Source organism: Paenibacillus sp. J2L1-98 (assembly GCF_056269405.1).
The window spans coordinates 591,395-609,622 of record NZ_JBWDNW010000001.1 but is presented as its reverse complement, the minus strand read 5'-3'; the positions used below and the strand labels follow the sequence as shown (position 1 = coordinate 609,622).

14 protein-coding genes are annotated in these 18,228 nt (G+C 51.0%); 11 read left to right on the top strand and 3 right to left on the bottom strand.

The annotated features are described in order from the left end of the window. The first annotated feature begins 311 nt into the window (after nucleotides 1-311). Complete coding sequence (locus tag AC0YNZ_RS02885) at nucleotides 312-1,166, top strand: helix-turn-helix transcriptional regulator (protein WP_475825176.1); 855 nt, start codon at nucleotides 312-314, stop codon at nucleotides 1,164-1,166. 14 nt (nucleotides 1,167-1,180) lie between these two features. On the opposite strand, the gene AC0YNZ_RS02880 is transcribed toward AC0YNZ_RS02885, so the two are convergent. Further along, nucleotides 1,181-2,341 (bottom strand): GGDEF domain-containing protein, encoded by a 1,161-nt coding sequence (locus AC0YNZ_RS02880; protein WP_475825175.1) that lies wholly within the window; start codon nucleotides 2,339-2,341, stop codon nucleotides 1,181-1,183. A gap of 123 nt (nucleotides 2,342-2,464) precedes the next feature. On the opposite strand from AC0YNZ_RS02880, the gene AC0YNZ_RS02875 reads away from it, so the two are divergent. The 3 genes from AC0YNZ_RS02875 to AC0YNZ_RS02865 are packed head-to-tail and all read left to right on the top strand — an operon-like array spanning nucleotide 2,465 to nucleotide 8,290. Beyond that, the gene (locus tag AC0YNZ_RS02875; protein ID WP_475825174.1) at nucleotides 2,465-3,592 is read left to right on the top strand and encodes a glycosyltransferase family 4 protein; all 1,128 of its coding nucleotides are present in this window, start codon (nucleotides 2,465-2,467) and stop codon (nucleotides 3,590-3,592) included. Nucleotides 3,593-3,624: 32 nt separating this feature from the next. Continuing rightward, on the top strand, nucleotides 3,625-4,908 hold the full coding sequence (locus AC0YNZ_RS02870; RefSeq protein ID WP_475825173.1) for a metallophosphoesterase family protein: 1,284 nt from the start codon (nucleotides 3,625-3,627) through the stop codon (nucleotides 4,906-4,908). 52 nt (nucleotides 4,909-4,960) lie between these two features. After that, nucleotides 4,961-8,290 (top strand): AAA family ATPase, encoded by a 3,330-nt coding sequence (locus AC0YNZ_RS02865; RefSeq protein ID WP_475825172.1) that lies wholly within the window; start codon nucleotides 4,961-4,963, stop codon nucleotides 8,288-8,290. 27 nt (nucleotides 8,291-8,317) lie between these two features. Here AC0YNZ_RS02865 and AC0YNZ_RS02860 read toward each other — a convergent pair whose 3' ends face one another. Further along, nucleotides 8,318-9,358, bottom strand: coding sequence for a YkvI family membrane protein (locus AC0YNZ_RS02860; RefSeq protein ID WP_475825171.1), 1,041 nt, complete (start codon nucleotides 9,356-9,358; stop codon nucleotides 8,318-8,320). A gap of 118 nt (nucleotides 9,359-9,476) precedes the next feature. On the opposite strand from AC0YNZ_RS02860, the gene AC0YNZ_RS02855 reads away from it, so the two are divergent. Next, entirely contained in the window at nucleotides 9,477-10,766 is a 1,290-nt protein-coding gene (locus tag AC0YNZ_RS02855) for an ArsB/NhaD family transporter (protein ID WP_475825170.1), read from the top strand. 3 nt (nucleotides 10,767-10,769) lie between these two features. Here AC0YNZ_RS02855 and AC0YNZ_RS02850 read toward each other — a convergent pair whose 3' ends face one another. Continuing rightward, nucleotides 10,770-11,483, bottom strand: a complete 714-nt coding sequence (locus tag AC0YNZ_RS02850; protein WP_475825169.1) for a hypothetical protein — start codon at nucleotides 11,481-11,483, stop codon at nucleotides 10,770-10,772. A gap of 275 nt (nucleotides 11,484-11,758) precedes the next feature. Here AC0YNZ_RS02850 and AC0YNZ_RS02845 point away from each other — a divergent pair, with 275 nt between their 5' ends. The 6 genes from AC0YNZ_RS02845 (at nucleotide 11,759) to AC0YNZ_RS02820 (ending at nucleotide 18,174) form a co-directional block, all read left to right on the top strand. Then, nucleotides 11,759-12,328, top strand: coding sequence for a xanthine phosphoribosyltransferase (locus AC0YNZ_RS02845; RefSeq protein ID WP_475825168.1), 570 nt, complete (start codon nucleotides 11,759-11,761; stop codon nucleotides 12,326-12,328). 83 nt (nucleotides 12,329-12,411) lie between these two features. After that, nucleotides 12,412-12,732 (top strand): hypothetical protein, encoded by a 321-nt coding sequence (locus AC0YNZ_RS02840; protein ID WP_056632755.1) that lies wholly within the window; start codon nucleotides 12,412-12,414, stop codon nucleotides 12,730-12,732. A gap of 116 nt (nucleotides 12,733-12,848) precedes the next feature. Beyond that, the gene (locus AC0YNZ_RS02835; RefSeq protein WP_475825167.1) at nucleotides 12,849-13,073 is read left to right on the top strand and encodes a hypothetical protein; all 225 of its coding nucleotides are present in this window, start codon (nucleotides 12,849-12,851) and stop codon (nucleotides 13,071-13,073) included. 160 nt (nucleotides 13,074-13,233) lie between these two features. Then, nucleotides 13,234-14,931: a sensor histidine kinase gene (locus tag AC0YNZ_RS02830; RefSeq protein WP_475825166.1), complete on the top strand. Its 1,698-nt coding sequence runs from the start codon at nucleotides 13,234-13,236 to the stop codon at nucleotides 14,929-14,931. A 3-nt stretch (nucleotides 14,932-14,934) separates the two neighbouring features. Further along, nucleotides 14,935-16,608 (top strand): response regulator transcription factor, encoded by a 1,674-nt coding sequence (locus AC0YNZ_RS02825; RefSeq protein WP_475825165.1) that lies wholly within the window; start codon nucleotides 14,935-14,937, stop codon nucleotides 16,606-16,608. Between the two features lie 222 nt (nucleotides 16,609-16,830). After that, nucleotides 16,831-18,174 carry an ABC transporter substrate-binding protein gene (locus AC0YNZ_RS02820; RefSeq protein WP_475825164.1) on the top strand — a complete coding sequence of 448 codons (1,344 nt, stop codon included), beginning with the start codon at nucleotides 16,831-16,833 and terminating at the stop codon, nucleotides 18,172-18,174. Nucleotides 18,175-18,228 lie beyond the last annotated feature (54 nt).

Genomic DNA, 18,228 nt, shown 5'->3' with positions numbered 1-18,228 from the left:
GCTGTTTCAAGGGCAATTGACGATTAGATTATCGATTTTGGATATACGCACAAAAGAAAAACAGAAAAACACCGCTGCAGTGGTTTGATCAGGCTGGACCAGGCTTGATCAAGGTTGTAAAAACGCTGCAGCGGTGTTTTTTGCAATTTTTTTGCAATGTTAAATATATTTATCGATTGGAAATTTGAGGTAAGAGGCCAGAGCGGTGTTATTTCGATATGACAAAAAGGTGATTCCATATTCATGAAATATATGGTAATATAAATGCGAACACTAGTTCTGTATTGTGCGGCAATTGCAGGTAATTGCAAATGAGGAAGGATGGTGCAGTCATAGTGACGAACCGGTATTCAGAAATAGACGGGGTGATCGCATATATCCATCAGCATATTTATGAGCCGCTGCCTCTTTCCCGGTTAGCCGGATTTGCAGGTTATAGTACATACCATTTCACGCGAATTTTTAAAGAGAGAATCGGCCTTTCCCCCTTATATTATGTTTCTTCTCTTCGCCTGCAGAAGGCAAAAGATTTGCTGCTGCACACGAATTTGAGCGTTCGTGATGTCGGATTGGAGATCGGACAACAGAGTCTTGGCACCTTTACCTCCCGCTTTACCGAGAAGGTAGGGGTTACGCCCTCTGAATTTCGAAACTCGACGCTGCAAGCGGACAATCACTTACGCACATTGCAACAGCTTAAACATTGGAGTCCGCTGCATCCGCCTTCCAAACTGCACGATCGAATAGAAGGGAGCATTCACGCCGAAATTCCTTTTGAAGGTGTCATTCTGATCGGCTTGTTTGCCAAACCGATTCCGGAAGGGCTGCCATTATACGGGACGCTGCTTTCCTCTTTGGGCGATTTTTGTTTAACGGGCGTCAAGCCGGGCACCTATTACCTGATGGCCACATCGGTCTCTTGGGAGATGCAGGCTAGAGATTTTCTGCTTCCGCATACCACCTTGCGCACAAGGTCAAAGGAGCCGATCGTCGTTACGCCATACTTCTCCGTGCCGCATCAGCAGGTAACGCTTCATGTTCCCCGCCCGGACGATCCACCGATCCTGATCTCCTTATCCCTGCTGATGAATAATTTCCTTGATCGGGTAAACCAAAACAGCAATCATTATGAACACGCAAGCCTTGACGGACAGGGGCAAGCCTAGTCTTGAGCATGCGGCTATCTACGGAAAGCAGCTGCTTTGTACGGCGTTACTTTGTTTTTGCCCGTCGTCTTCGAATGGTACATGGCTTCATCGGCTTGCTTGATCATTTTTTGAATGTCCCCGCTCTCTTTGGATGTGCTGAAGCCTACGCTTATCGTTACCATCGTCTCCTGCTCGATTCTGCGCCGGATGGATTCGGCTACGATTTCAGGCTTCACCCGCTTGATACTGATGCAGCTCAAAAGCTCTTCTCCGCCGTAACGTCCCGCCGAACCGATCCCGCTCGACTCCTCCTTAATTATCTCGGCAACCTGTTTAAGCACGCCATCGGCCTTATAATGGCCATGGGTATCGTTTAATTTCTTAAAGTTATCGATATCGCAAAAAAGAACCGCAATCGGCTTGCTGCTTTGCAGCAGCTGTTCGGCCTTCACATAAAATTGGCGTCGGTTATATAGCCCGGTCAAGCCATCCATAATAGAGGATTGATACGAATACATGAGGCGCTCGATAACCCATTCAAAGAGCAGTACAAATAAAAGTGTGTAATAAACGATCGGCAGCAGCTGGCTCAAAGATATCAACCAAATAAGCGAGCCATGAAAAACGTAGGCATCAGCAAGCCTTGCCAGCTCGCTTGCGATGAAGACGATGAGGCTGGCATAATATTTGGAGCTCATATTCGCGCTTCTTGTGTCAAGCATAATCATGAAAATGACGATTAAGCCATAAAAGTCGAGTGCGGGAAACGTAAGATTTTGCGAACGGACTGCCGTCTCAATCGTAAAGGGCGCAATTGCAAATTGTATGCCTGCAATGACGAATGTCATCATACTCATAATAATAAAGGGAGTGACTTTCAGCTGAACAGAACGCCCAGTATATAATTTCATGAAAACAAAGTTTATAATAATAAAAGAAATGATTTGCAATATGGCAAAAGCCAAATAAAACCACGAGATTAATGACCAGCCCGGAAAGGCAAGAGCGGCGAGCAGGCACTGTTTGACGATAATGAGCGGTATAGCCGTAATGAGCAAGCGGTAAATATGTTTATTGCGGTAGCTCGAATAGAGTTTTACTGACATAAAGAGCATTAAGACGAGAATGACGATGACAGCCGATGAGGAGAGCAGTTGACCGTTCGGGCCTGAAAGCCATTGTGTAATTGACATGAAATAACCACCGTTATGCAGGATTGGATTCAATAGCTTTACAGAAACATATGTTCTAATATATCATGTTTTACGGTGAGCGAATAGTTTGGAAGATGCGTTCACGTTGAAAGGATGGGACCCATGAATATTTTACAAGCGTTGTTTTTTCCACCGGAGCAGCCGGGAGGAGTTTCTTCCATGATCCCGTACATTCAGGATAGATTTATAAAGCTTGGCTGGCAAATGGAATTGTTCTCTCTACCTAAGCGGGTAAGAAGCAAAGGGCAAGAGGAGGTTGTATTCGAGACCTTCGATCATACGGCCTACAGCGGAAACCTGATAGTAGATAAATATATTCAAACCTATAAAGACTACGTATGGTGGACGAAAATGCGCATCAACAAGCCGTACGATATTATACATGCTCATCATCCGATTGCGGCGCTCGTCATGAAGCAGCTATTTCCGGATACGCCGCTCGTGGTGACGATTCACTCCAGCTATGAGCGCGAGCTTATTTTGAACGGGAAAATTAAAGACGGCGGCCCGGAGCATCAATTTCTAATGAGTATTTACGGGGAGCTGGAGGCGAAGGCGGATCATATGCTTACGGTATCTGAATCGTTCCGTTCATACATAGCCCCTCATATCAAGCATCCGGAGCGGATTAAGGTAATCCCGAACGGCTTTGATGAAAAACGATTTAAGCCAATCGCCCATGAAAATGCGATTACGCAGCTTATTACGGTATGCAGGCTTGTCCCGGCGAAGGGGCTGGACGTGCTGCTGCATGCATGCGCTGAGCTTAAGAAAAAGGGCCATCCGTTTGTTCTGCATATTATTGGAGACGGACCGATTCGCGAGGAGCTTGAGGCATTAGCCGTACAGCTTGACTTATATGACGATATCATCTTTTACGGCTACATGCTGCATCCTGAGGAATTTATGCCATTTTTCGACGTATTCGTACTTCCGTCGCGTGCGGAGGCATTCGGTTCCGTATTCGCGGAGGCGGCATTGTGCTGGCTTGCGCTAGTGGGCACAAACGTAGGCGGCATTGCCGAGCAAATCGAAGACGGAGTCAATGGCTTGCTGGTGCCGCCGGAGGATCCGGCAGCACTGGCCGATGCGCTCGAGAAGGTCGTAACCGATCCGGTGTACCGGTACAATTTGGCTAGAGCAGGCTGGGATAAGGCGAAAAAGGTGTACTCGCTGCAGCGGGTCATTGCACAGCTGAAAAAAGTTTATATCCATATGAAGCCGGAATAACGGCTCACTCTATCGGAACAGGTGGTTTTGGAATGTCGGTACCCTTTCGATTCATTCATGCAGCAGATTTGCATCTGGACAGTCCGTTCCGCGGGCTTGTAAAGGCACCGGACCACGTAAAAGAGGCATTGACCGATTCAACATTCGCGGCGCTGCGGCAATTGACGAAAGCCGCTATTTGCGAACAAGTGGATTTTATCGTTCTGGCCGGCGATTTGTTCGATGAAGCCGACCGCTCGCTGCGGGCTCAGCTCATGCTCGTACGGGAATGGGAGAAGCTGGAAGAACATGGAATTGCCGTGTATGTCATTCATGGAAACCATGATCCGCTAAATGGCGCGCGGGCAGCGCTAAAGCTGCCGCCGAACGTCTATGTTTTTGGAGCGGATCAAATGGAATATCGGCCGGCTTACCGTAAAAGCGGTGAGCTGGCTGCTTTTGTTTACGGCAGATCGTACGGTACGCGCGTGGTGACGGAAAATGTGGCAGCGGGGTACTTTATTCAACCTGAGGCGCCGTTTCACATCGCGCTGCTGCACGGCAATGTCGACGGCGACGGATCACATGATCCGTATGCGCCATGCGCGCTCGACGAGCTAATTGGCGGCAAAGGGTTCGATTACTGGGCGCTTGGCCACATCCATCACCGAAAAGTGCTGCATGAATATCCGCATGTCGTTTATTCCGGTAATACGCAAGGGAGAAATCCTCGCGAAACGGGAGCGAAGGGCTGCTATATCGTAGATGTGACGGCAGCTAGAGCTGCCCGGCTGACCTTTTTGCCGCTAGATGAGGTGCGTTGGTTCGAGCATAACTGTTCTATTGCCGGTGTTAACTCGGAGCAAGAGCTTTTGCAGCAGCTCGACGCAGAGATTGACCGGGTTTTGGACGAGGCTGAAGGCCGTTCCGTCATGCTTCGCCTTTGCATGACCGGCCGCGGCCCGCTGCATCACAAGCTATCCGAACCTGCGGTCCTTCGAACGCTGCTTGAGCAGCTTCAGGAGGGAAGACCGTATTCGTCCGGCGAGCCGTGGGTATTCGTGCATGGGCTTGAGGCGCTTACAGGAGCTGAGCTGAATTGGCGGGAGCTTGCAGCAGAGGACAGCTTCGCCGGGGAGCTGTATCGATTCAGCGCTGCATTAGCAGAGGATAAGACGCTGTGGCGGGATTTTGCAAGAGACACGGTAAGCCCGCTTGCCGGTCATCCGAAGCTGGGCAGGCTTATGAAGGACAAATGGGACGAGCTGCCGGAGCGCTGGCTGGAGCTGGCGCGGGAGCTTACGCTTGGATCCATCCATGGAAATGATCAGGACTGACTATGCTTGGGCAATAGGCTTATACGACAACTTTAGGAGATGACGATGAAGCATGAAGCTTTTGAAGGCTGAGATTGACGGTTTCGGACAGCTGTATGGGCGGCATGTTCCGCTCGATGCGCCCGTGATCATCGTGTATGGTCCGAATGAAGCGGGCAAAAGCACGATGTTCGGCTTTATTCGATCGATGCTCTTCGGCTTCGCCAAACGCGGGCAGCCGAATGAGCGGCAGGAGCCTGTGAATGGCGGCAAACATGGCGGACGGTTGTTTTTTCGAGATGCGGCGGATGAGCAGTACGTTGTTGAGCGTTATGCGGTTGATGGCTCAGGTAAGCTTAGATTGCGCGGGTTAGGTCATGCGCCGAGCGGAAACCGGCAGTTAAACGACTGCTTGGATTCACTCGTCGATGCTGCTGAAGCCGCTTTTTCGGAAGGCGCAGTACTCACCCAGTCGGATTGGGAGCGGCAGTTTCTTGGAGGCGTCAGCGAAAGGCTGTACCGGCAATTGTTCGCAATCACGCTTACCGAGCTGCAGGAGGTAGGCGCGTTGTCCAGCGATGAGCTCGGACGTTATTTGTACCAGGCGGGTTGGGACAGCGGCAAATCGATTGCGGCAGCGGAGAAGCGGTTAGCGCAGGAGATGGAATCGCTATTCAAGCCGCGCGGCACGAATCAGCAGATCAATAGGCAGCTGAAAACGATCGAGCAGCTCGAAACCTCCCTGCGGAAGCGGGAGGATGCAATTGCCTCGTACAATGAGCTGATGCAGCAGACGGCGAAGCTTGATGAACTGCTTCGATGGCTTGCGGAGGAGCTGCCTGCGAGAGAGACTCGTCAAAAGCTGCTGAACAAGGCATGCTCGGCCAGGCCGCTGTGGATTCGGAAGCAGAAGCTGTTGATAGAACGCGAGAGTATCGCTTACGCTGCTCGCCTTTCGCTGCATGCGGAGAAAAGCTGGGAGGAGCTGCTCAGACAACGGGCGGAACTGCGCGAGGAAATCGAGAAGCAGCGGCAGAAAGCCATGCTGCTGGAACTTCAGCTTGAGGCGGTTAGCTACGACGAGCGGCTGATCCGTCTCGGGGATGAAACGGAGGCATTGCTCCAAACGTCGGATAGCATGCGAAAGCTTAAACAGGATGGGGCTGAGCTGGAAGCGGAGCTGAGGGAGCATGACGAGCGGATTGCGAGGCTTGTATGCAGCATTGCGCCGGAATGGACGGAGCGGCAGTTAAGAGAGCTCCATGTAACCGTCGCCGATCGCGATTATGTGAGGATCGCAAGGCAGCAGGAGCTTGAGCAACTGCGGACAGAGGAACGGTTCGCGGCTGAGCTGGAGACGCTGGGCCAGCAGGAGCTTGAAGCAAGCAGCGCTTGGGAGGAAGCGAGATCAGCCGTTGAACGCGATACGGCCAGGCAAGGGCAGGTTGGCGGCGTAGGGTTTGAGGTGCTTCCGCACACGCGGGATGCGCTGAAGGGGGCGTGGAACGCCCTAGATAGCGCGCTCCGCGAGTGGGAGCTCGAGCGGGCGCGCTCTGCCGGAGCCGCCGCAGGCGCGAGCGGAAGCGATGCGGCTGGCCGCGGCGCGGCAGCAGCGGGCCGAAGCGGAGCCGGCCTGCTGTGGGCTGCGGCGGCAGGCGCTGGCGGAGCCGCGCTAGCGCTGGGGGCTGCCGCGCTCAGCGGCGCTGCCGGCGGAGCGGGTCTAGCTGCGCTGGCGCTGGCGGGAGCAGCGTTGGCGTTCGCTGCCGCTGCGCTGCTGCGGAGCCGCAGCGCAGTCTATGCGGCAGGCGCGAATGGCGGGCGGCTGCGCGGACAAGGACGTGGAAGGGGACGGGGAGGCTTGCCGACGGCAAATGGATCGGCTGATTCGTCACTGAGCGAGAGGGAGATGCGTGTGCATCAAGCGCTGGAGGCTATGGTGTATGAGCCTCAAGAGGCAGCGGCAGCTTTGCTTGCCGCGAAGCATCACAGCTCGGCTGAGCACTTGCTCGCAGCCGAACAGGCGCGCACACAGCTGCGCGCCGCAGTCGAAGCCCGTCTCGAGACGCTGCAAAACAGCGAGCGCCTCATCGACAACTGCAGCGAGCTCGCCCGCCGCCTGGAGCGGCTGCGCGCGCACGCTGCAGGGCGCAGCGAGGCCGCCGACGCCGCCGCGCAAGCAAGGCAAGCCATCGCCCGGCAATGGGCCGGCTGGCTGGCAGCGCGCTCGCTCCCTGCCGGCATGTCGCCGGCAGCAGCGCTTGAAGCATTCGAGCTTGCCGAGCAAGCCATGCAGCGGCTGCAGCAATACGACCGGCTCGCGGCGAAGCAGGCCGCCGCAGGCAAGCAGCTGGCCGCTTACGCTAAGCAGGCTGCCGAATTGTGCTCGCATCTCGATGAAGCTGCCGTCCAGCTGTCCGCTGACCCGGTGCTCGCCTTGCGGCTGCTGCATGCCGAGACGCGCCGGCACGCCGCAGCAAAGCAGGAGGCGCTCGGCATTATCGCGCGCCGTGAGGAGCTGCACATGACCAGGCAGGCTGATGAGATCAGATTGCAAGAGCTGCAGCAGCAAATCGCCCTCCACATGGATGCGGCAGGTCTTTCAAGCGAAACGCAGTACGAACTGGCGCTTGAGCATCGCCGCTCCCTGCAGGAGCTTGAGCTTGAGCTGTCTAAGCTTGAGCTGGAGATAACGGCAGGCATGCCGGAGGAAACGATTGCCGAGCTGGAAGAGCTGTATGGGACATATGATGAAGAGCGCCTTCAAGCGCTGCAAGCGAAATCGCAGGCAGAGCTTGATAAGCTGGAGGAGCAGAAGCGGGAGCAGCTTGAACAGCGGGGAAGATTGCGCCAGTCTCTCGATCATCTGCTGAAGGAAGAGGAGCACCAAATGCTCGTTTCCGAGAAAGAAATGACGGTTGCGCAGCTGGAGGCGGATGCAGAGCGTTATGCAATCCTTTCGGTGAGCGCTGCGTTAATAAGCCGAACGAAACGGATATATGAGGAAGAGCGCCAGCCTGTCGTGCTCCGCAATGCATCTCGTTTTATTGCGAAGCTGACGGACGGCAAGTATATCAGGGTGCTGACGACGCCGGGAGAGCCCGGGATAAGGCTCGAATCCGCGGAGCGCCGCCTTATTGACAGCACGTTGTTAAGCAGAGGGACGGCGGAGCAGGTCTACTTAGCGATGCGCTTCGCTTTGGCGGAGGAAGCCTCCCGCGGATCCAAGCTGCCGCTTATGCTGGATGATGTGTTTGTCAATTTCGACCGAAAGCGGCTGCATGCCGTTACGAGGCTGCTGGCGGAGCTATCGGGCGATAGGCAAATTATTGTGATGACCTGTCATGAGCATGTCCGGGACGCAATGCTTGCGCATTGTAAAGACGCCGCGCTCGTTCAAATTTAATATTTATTATTAAATATTCCAGCACAACTAGTTAAGCGATACCCGCTTGCGGATAATCAGGATAAGCCAGCCGAAGCTGATCAATCCGAATAACGGATAAAGCGTCGAGAGCAGCGTGCCGAACCCGATTTGGCTGGCTACATAGCAAATGGCAAGGATGAGAAGGACAATCAGGCTGCGGGCCCATTTCAACCGTTCATGCAGTTGAAGGGTTAGCCCGTAAATGTCAGCGATAAGCGTTGTGAAGATTTCCGCGAAAATAATAAAAATATAAATAAATTGAACGCTGGGTCCAAGCTGCCTGGCGATGCCGCCCATTGGAATGGCAAACTGCTGAATGCCGGGCATATGAACGGATAGAGCGATATGTCCGGCCAGCAGCATAAAGCCGATGCCGATGCCGCCAATCCAAGAGCCCGCAATGATCAGCTTGCGGTCGCGGATCTCTGCACCAAGCGGTACGAGCACAGCCTGCGACATCGAGAGATTAAAGGCCGTATACAGAAATGGCGAAGCCCATGCGGCCCAAATGGAATAATCGCTTGACAGCTTATAGAACTTATCTGCTCCCGGCGTTTGGAACGTATCGATCATGATGAGCGCCGTGAACAAAAGCATGATCGGGACGACGATAGCGTTAACCGTCAGAATGGCATTCATCCCTTTGCGCAGCAAAAAGTAACATGCGGCTATCGTAATAAGCAGACCCGATTGATAGGAAATATTCCAATGCTCATAAAAAATAGTGCCGGCGCCGGCGAGCATAACAGCCGTTACGCCTAGAAGCACGACGAGCATGAAATGGCTGATGAGACGCCCGTACTTATCGCCGAATAAGGACTTGTTCAAATCCTCATAGGATTTCGCCTTAATTTCGCTGGCAATGAGCATCATCTTCGTGCCCAGCCAGATGAATAACACGGTAGACAGAGCAATCGTGAACGTGCCCCAATATCCGAATCGGGTAAAAAATTGCAATATTTCCTGACCGGTTGCAAAACCGGCCCCTACGATCGTCCCCATGTAGGTCGAAGCGATTTGCAGCACCTTTCCTATACGTTTCCACATCGTCTACCTTCCTCCGTTCGATGGCCCTCTATATTAAGAAGGTATGTCCAAACGGGGACAGGCATGACTTTTTTCAAAATTTTACGATGCTATAAAGCTATCGTCAGGAGTTCGAATGATGTCTATGCTCATTACAATTGCTGTATTCTTTACGGCATTAGCGCTCATATTAGTAAAACCGAAGGGGATCAACGAGGCATATATCGCGTTGGCAGGCACAGGAGTGCTATTCGCAGCTCAGCTTCTAAAGCCGGAGGATGCAGCCTACATTTGGGGATTTGTCTGGAACGCGACATTTTCGCTAATCGGTATCATGCTATTTACTTCTTTGCTCGATTATAATGGTTTTTTCCGGTGGGCTGCCCTTCATATCGTATATCGCTTCCACCACCGGCAGCTGCTTCTGTTCATCGGCTTGTCGCTGCTGGCTGCCCTCATAACGGTGTTTTTCAATAATGACGGGACCGTTCTCATCATGGTTCCGATCGTACTTGAGGCAACGGCGCTGCTTAAACTCTCCCGCAGCGGCAGGCTTGTCTTCCTGCTCGGTGTGGGCTTTATGGCTGATACAGCGAGCGCACCGCTCATGATGAGTAATTTGACGAACATCTTAACGGCGGATTTCTTCCATATATCGTTTGGGGAATATGCTTCCCGCATGCTGTTGCCCGGCTTAATCGCGATCAGCGCCACAATTGCCGTGACAGTAGCTTTCTTCGGGCAGCCGATCAAGCGCGAAGAGACAAGAGAGCTTGCGCCGGATCATTTCCCTGAGCCTGCTTCGGCCATTATGGACAAACGCTTATTTTACTTATCTTGGTTCAATATCGTATTGATGATGATTGGTTATTTATGTTCGGAGAGGGTAGGTATTCCTGTGGCAGCAGTCGCGCTAGGCTGCGCTGCGCTGCAATGGACCGCTTCAGCATTTGCAGGCCGGGCTCCATTTAAGGAAACGATAGGGCGGGCGCCTTGGCTCATTATCGTCTTCGCCTTATCGATGAACTTAATCGTGTATAGCTTGCATATTCATGGGGCGACGGCATGGTTTCCGGTGCTTATTGAACCAGCCGCCGAAAAAAACGAATTAATCGGCATCTTTGGCTCAGGGTTATTATTTTCACTGCTTGCAGCCGCTATTAACAATCTGCCTGCAGTGCTTATTTCCTCGCTTGCGATAGAGCAGGTGCATGGACCGGACTATTTGCCGTTTGCCAGCCTGCTTGGCACTTCAGTAGGGGCAAAGCTCACACCCATTGGATCGCTTGCGACCTTGCTCTGGATTCAACTCGTCCGGCAGGGAGGAGTTTCCATCAGCTGGCGCGAATATACCAAATACGGCCTGCTGCTGACCTTCCCGATACTGCTGCTCGCTTTGTTAGGCTTATGGCTGCTTGATTGGCCGTAACCATTAGCTGAGCGAGAGCAGCTTGATGGAGACGATTTCGTTTTGCGCAGGGTCAAGATCAAGCTTAAGCAGTGCTCCCTCTGCTTCGTAAATAAGTAAATATGCGGTTTGCTTTCCCGGCTTGCCAAGCGCCCGCAGCGCCGCCTCGGGATCGTCTCCAACACGAAGGCCGCTGAGTCCTGCGGAGAGGCTTTCGCCATAAACCTCGACATATTGAACTTTTTTGCGATCATTGATCCCGACTGCGAAGCCATCGTATTCAAGCACCTTAACCGTTTCGTTCTCTTCATTAAGCATGTAGCTGTCTGCGGGCTTGCCGAAAAGCTGATTCACCGTCGTGTCGCTATCGCCAATGGCAATGCCTTGGAGCTTCGGCGAATCTGCGGTCCAGGATGCATCCTCGCTTTGGGTTTTTACTGCAGCCTTCGTATCACCGGTTTTGTGAATGGCAGATGTTTCGGCACTCGTATCGCTTGTCGTATCGACAAGGTTCGAGCTCGGCACATCCGTTTGAATCTCGTTTTCAGCCTGCTCCGAATACGTTTTTTGAGGGCTGTCGGGAGCAGGGTTTTTCTCGATTTTGGCAGGAGCCGGGCTGCTTGTATAGGAAACGTGAGGAGCTGTCGCCTCGCTTTGACAGCCGGCAAGCAGGATGACAAGCGCAGATACTCCTATGATCATTGCAACTTTAGTCGTATCTATTCTAGTATTGTTCATGGCCTGCACTCCTTTCGTTATATAGTAATAATCGGAATTGGGACATGTATTTATAAATGCTCGAATATAGTATATTACTTAATGGCAGCTGTTGTATTCCTCTATTAGACGAACAAAATGTGGGAATAGTTGCTCCTTTTTTCCGTAGATTAGAAATTATTCCTTAGAAATCCTCGTTTTTAATTTGGTTTTGTGCCTAACCCTTCGATAGGGTTGCACTTTTTGCCCGACCTATGGTACGTTAACGAAAAGGATTTTGGTGGAGGTAATGAAAGATGGAGAGCTTAAAACAACGTATTTTAGCAGAATCATCCGTATTGTCGGATAACGTGCTGCGGATGGATGCTTTGATCAACCACCAGGTCGACCCTGCATTGACGATGGAAATGGGACAAGAATTCGCGAGACGCTTTGCAGAGGAGCGGATTACGAAAGTTATTACAGTGGAGTCTTCGGGTATTCCCGCAGCTTATGCAACTGCTTACACGCTTGGCGTGCCGCTCGTGTTCGCACGACGCAAGAAGACGCTAATCGCCGATCCGGACGCCTATTTGGAGCGCGTGCCCTCCTTTACAAAAGGGATGGTTACCGATATTATGGTGTCAAAACAGTTTCTTAAGGCAGAAGATCGTGTACTATTTATTGATGACATTATTGCAAATGGCGATGCTGCACGCGGACTAATCAAAATTATTCAGCGTTCGGGCGCAACGTTAATTGGTCTTGGCGTTGTCGTCGAGAAGTCATTTCAAGCCGGCGGAAGAACACTCCGGGAACAAGGTATTCGAGTGGAGCCGCTCGTTCGTATTTCATCGCTTGATAACGGTGAGATAACATTTGAGTAAGATGTTCCAGTCGGAATGCTCTTTTCCCATTCGTCATTATGGCTTATAATGATACAGAAGTGATCGAGGGGAGGCACAAGTTTATGGGGGAAATGTCTGCAGAATTTATGTATACGAAGCTTAGCGACGCGAAGGTTCACTTCGAGCGTGCACTGGATTGTAAACATACGGAATTTGATGATTTGTATCCTTATATGATTGAGCATCCACAGTTTTTTTGGTACAAACGCTATGTAGCATGGTCGGAGCTGCTAACGATTGTGAAGCTGTGCGACGAATTGACTATTGAATGGCGGGAGCAATTCACGGACCGCCAGAGCGAGTATATCGGTAAACGAGTGATGTCTTCGCGAGTGCTGGATGAATGGTACGAAACCAACGATGCCAAAGAGCATGCAGGTTAAGGATTGAATAAATGGCTTTGCCGGATCTAGAAATAAACCTCAATGACTTGCGCTAGCAGTCATTGGGGTTTTTCCATAGCAGCATGGCCGGGACATGCAACCAGGAGGGAATTGAAGTGGTTAGTGAGGAACAATTGGATCAGTTCCGGGTAAGCGGTGTAACCGTTAGAGTTGTGCGGGATGAAATGGAAGTTAACGATGTGCAGGGCATTGTAGTCGCATGGGATGAGTCTTCGGTTGTCATTCGCCGTCCAAATCGCAGAGTCGTGAAGCTGAGCCGCATTTACAGCTACGCGCCGGCATCGGAGGCCCGTGCGAAGCCTTTTGAAGATGCTACATAAATAAAGTAATTGTAAAAAGCAGTTCATTGCAGCGGCTTTCTGCGATTAAATGCTGAGCATCAATACGTAATGCAGACAATAAGTGAACTTGACTCTGTTGGAGTTAATTTTACTTATTGTTTTTTTATGGATTTGAACCTCACCTTGGGAGAGAAACCTAATGAAAATGACGACCTACCGAAAAGTAATCGCCCTTATCATCGCTTTGCTCGTACCGATTATTTTGCTTTACAGCTATTCCAATCAAGTAAGCATTAACGTTGTACAGGCGACAATTGAGGATCAAAACCGCAACCGGCTTGCTTTTTTCATGAGTCAAATGGATATGATGATCGATCAGCTGATGAAGCATTCGATGACGGCCAGCCGGGACTACAGCATTAGGGAGTATTTGAACGGCCGAAATAACAGCGAGCCGCTCACGCAGCTGCAGCGGCATGTCCGAATTGTCGACATGCTGAATATGCAGACGACGACTAGCGCGTGGAGCAATCAAATCATCCTTTATTTGCGAGACTCCAAGGAGGTCATATCGACGGACTATTCGGCCAAATATGACGCTGAAGAAATCAGCAAGCGGGAGCTCGGGAAATGGACGCATGAAAGCAAGCTGACGTTCGGTATCAAGGAGCTGCTCTTCTCAAGAATCCAGCAAACCGATACGCCTAATCTGTTGGTCGAGGTGAGATTTACCGACGTCAATTTGAAAAACATGCTAAACGCCTTGCAGCAGGGAGAGGCAAGAGAGCCTTTTTTGTATTATCCCGGACGTGAGCCGATTATTAACTATAGCGCGAACTATAAGCTGATCTCCCAGACGGTGGCGCAGCTTGACCGCCGGCAGTTGCCCTTGAGCGGAAGCCTGGACATTACGATCGCACAGCAGCAATATATCGTGAATTATATCCGTTCGGAGAGCATCGGGTGGTATTTGATTGACATCGTGCCGCTGGAAAGTGTCTTTGCGCCGATTAATACAAGCCGGAATTTATTTTATATATCGATTGGCCTGCTGATGGCGCTCGGCGTTTTAGCGACACTGCTGCTTTATCGCAATGTACAGCGGCCGATTCAGCTGTTGCTGCGGGGCGTTCAACGGATTAAGGACGGTCAGTTCTCAGCGCGTCTGAAGCAGCGGCCCAACAACGAGTTTGAGTATTTGTTCAGCAGCTTTAACGAGATGGCCGAGCAAATCGAAGAGCTGATCGACAAGGTCTACAAGGAAACGCTTCGTTCCAAGGAAGCGACGCTCAAGCAGCTGCAATCGCAAATCAATCCGCACTTCCTCTATAATTGTTTGTTTTACATTAAAAATATGGCCAATCTGGGCGACAAGGAAGCGGTCGTCGCCATGTCGTTAAATTTGGGAGAGTATTACCGGTACACAACACGCCTGGAAAACACGATGACGACCTTAAAGGAAGAGCTGAGGCTTATCGAAAACTATTTGAATATCCAGACGCTTCGCATTCAGCGCTTCCGCTACGAAATCGATATACCGGAATCGATGCTTGCATTAGAAATTCCGAGGCTGCTCCTGCAGCCGCTGGCTGAAAATGCCGTTATCCACGGCGTTGAAAATACACTCCAATTCGGGGTCATTCTTATCAAGGGCGAATCCAGGGACGGCGTCCACCGCATTATCGTTGACGATAACGGGCCAGGCCTCTCCGAGCAGGAGATGCATGAGCTGCAGATGAGAGTGTCAATACCGATGGATGAGCAATCAGGCTGCGGATTATGGAATATTCATCAGCGACTGATTCACATGTTTGAAGGGAAATCAGGCTTAACTTTCACAAAGTCACCTCTTAACGGCTTTCGCGTGGAATTGATTTGGGAACAAAAGGAGTGCTAACCTATGAGCGACAATGACAAGTTTCAGTTATTGCTTGTCGATGATGAAGCGAGCGTCGTCGACAGTCTTGCCGATACGCTGCCTTGGCATGAGATCGGAATTGGTGCCGTATTCAAAGCTTATTCAGGCATCGAGGCGCTGGAAATATTGAAAACGAATACAATCGATATTATGATTTCAGATATCCGAATGCCGGGCATGACCGGACTGGAGCTGCTTGCGCTCGTAAGACGAAGCTGGAGGAAAATCAAATGCATTTTGCTGTCCGGCCATGCGGACTTCGCCTATGCGCAGCAGGCGATTGCCCATGAGACCTATGACTACCTGCTAAAGCCGACCAGCGATGAAGAGATTTTATCGAAGGTTGGGGGAGCGGTGAGGGCACTCCGCAAGGAAAGAGACGAGAATCAGTTCCAGCAGCGTGTGGCGCAGGCGTTCCAGGAAAACTTGCCGAAGCTGAGGGGCGAGCTTCTGAACGAGCTCCTGCAGGGGTTGAAATACGCACCGGAGCGGCTGGCGAACAAGCAGGAATCTTTGAAAATAAACGTTTCCCATGATGAGAGATTCGCCGTGATGCTGGTACGCCTCGAAGGCCAGATGACAGAGCTCGACTTTTACAGCCTCTCACTGATGGAATACGCAGTCGCAAATATGGCGGAAGAGCTGTTTGAGGATTGGTTTCAGCTGTGGTCCTGCAAGAGCGTTCACGGTTATTTAGTTTTCGTCATAACGGTATTGGCGGATAAGCGCGAAGCATTCGCTTCACCGGAGCAATTCGCCGAGGCGATCGTCGAAGAGCTGCAGCTTAAGGCTGCTCAGCTGCAGCTTAGCGTCAACCACTACCTGAAGGGTTCAGTCTCCGTTCTGATCAGTAAGTGGGGATTGTTTCCGCAGGATGTCAAGCGGTTGTATGAGGATGTGCTGCTTGCCCTGCGAAGGCGCGTCGGCAACCAGAGCGGTTTGTTCGTTCTTGTTTCCGACGATATGGAGCAGCTGCCGGTCCATTCGCTGCAAAGGCTGTACGAGCCTCCTATGCTGGTGCATTTGCTGGAGTCGGGTAATTTCGAGCTGGCCCGGGAAAAGCTGACGGCGATCTGGAATGAACTAAATCAGAAATGGGCGAATTCGCCTGAGCATCTCATGGAAGTATTTTTCTCCATTTACGCTTCCTTCAGCTCATTCGCGCACAAAAACGGCCGCGAGCTTGCGGACGTTATCGGTCCCGCTTTATCCGACGTTTCGGGATTGATGCCAAGCCGATCGATCATGTCCCTGCACAATTGGATTTTTCAGTCCTTTCACATGCTGAAGCAGTGCATGGAGAATGAAACGAGGAACGAGCGGGAATTTACGGTTCAAAAAATTAAGCTGTTCATTCAAAAGCATCTTGTAGAAGATGTTTCTTTGCAAACGATAGCAGATTACATGTTTATGCATCCCGTCCACGTATCCCGTATTTATAAGCTCGAAACCGGCGATAATTTAAGTGATTACGTGCTGCGTCTCAAAATGGAGCTGGCCGCTTCGATGCTCGCTAATCCCGCTCTGAAAAGCTATGAGATCGCGCTGAAGCTCGGCTATCAAAATCCGAATTATTTCAATAAGGTGTTCAAAAAATATTATTCCTTAACCCCCCAGGAGTTTCGCCAGAAGCTGGACAATGGGGGAGAGGCCTGACAGCCACTCAACCTTATTTGCAAGGTCCGCCATAGCAGCTCAACCTGCTTAAGGCGGACTGTTTTTTTGTTAGCGCCAAAAAAAATCATGTTAATTTAGTATCATCCAGATTAAATAGTTGTCATTTTATTGGAGTGGAAATCACTTTAAGATTAATGTATGGCAAGTCGCTCATCGGGGCGGGCTGCCGGAACTAACACACAAAATGGAGGTCACCTATTTATGAAAAATTGGTTCAAAAAGGTGGTAGCGGTTTCACTGCTGACTGTTCTGGTTGCAGGATGCGGCATCGGAAACGACGTGACAAACGGCGGGAATACGAAATCGGACACCGACGCCGGTACGGGCAAAGGCGAGAAGCCTACCTTAACATTTTGGATGAAAAAACAGCTGTTTGAGGATCAAAATAATATGATCACGGAGCGCGCCAAGCAATTTGGGGAAGAGAACGATGTGAATGTAAATGTAGAGCTCATCGCTTATGAAGACTTTTATCCGAAATGGACAGCTGCGATCGAGTCGAAATCTGTGCCGGATGTTTCCTTTTTCGGTTATCAGGAAATTGGACAATTTTACGGCAAGGACGTACTTGAAGACGTAACCGACGTGGTGAGCGATCTGGAATCGGCAAACAGCGGGATCGGCGCAAACACGAAAAAGGCGATCACGTTCGACGGGAAACAGTACGGCGTACCATTCTGGACAGAAACGCAAGTGCTATATTACCGCAAGGATATGCTGGAAGCTGCAGGATTTACTGCGCCGCCGCAGACATGGGATGAATTCAGAGATATGGCCAAAGCATTAACCGATACGAGCAAAGGATTGTACGGCGCGGGCATGGGCTACGGCAAAGGGAACTCGGATGCAGAGTTTTTGACGAGGGGCATCATTTGGTCATATGGCGGCTCGGTCGATACCAATGACGGGGAAAACGTTATTGCTGACTCGCCGGAAACGATCCAGGCGGCATCATTTATCCGCGATATCTTCCTAACGGATAAAAGCACGCCGCCGAGTGCGCTTGGCTGGGATGACAGCGGCAACAACAAAGCTTACCTTAGCGGACAAGCTGCTATGATCTTTAATACAGGCAGCGTGCTGGCTTCGATCAAGAAGGACAACCCTGATCTTTACGGGAAAACGGGAATCGCGCCGTATCCGACAGGACCGAAGGGAAGATATATTCCGGGCATCAGCAACAATTTGGGCATATTTAAAGATTCCAAAAACAAGGAGCTTGCCAAACAGTTTATCGAGTATTTGCTGGCTGCCGATTGGTACAAGACATGGATTGAGAAAGGTGCGCCTCTAACAGCGCCGGTTTACTCGGACCTTGCGAAGGAACCAGTCTGGCAGGATGAGAAAAATAAAGCGTTCGTCGATTCGGTCGCAGGCTTCTATTTCCTCGGCCACCCTGGCGAATATAACCCGAAAGCGGGCGAAGTGTTCAATATGCGGATCGTCAACGATATGTTCCAGAAGCTGATGCTGGAATCCAGCTACACGCCTGAGACGGCAGTCAAAGAATTGAGCTCGAAAATCAAAGAAATTTACAGCAAATAAAAACAAATTATTTTGGCGATGGGATGACTGTTCGGGCATTCATTCCTTCGCCGG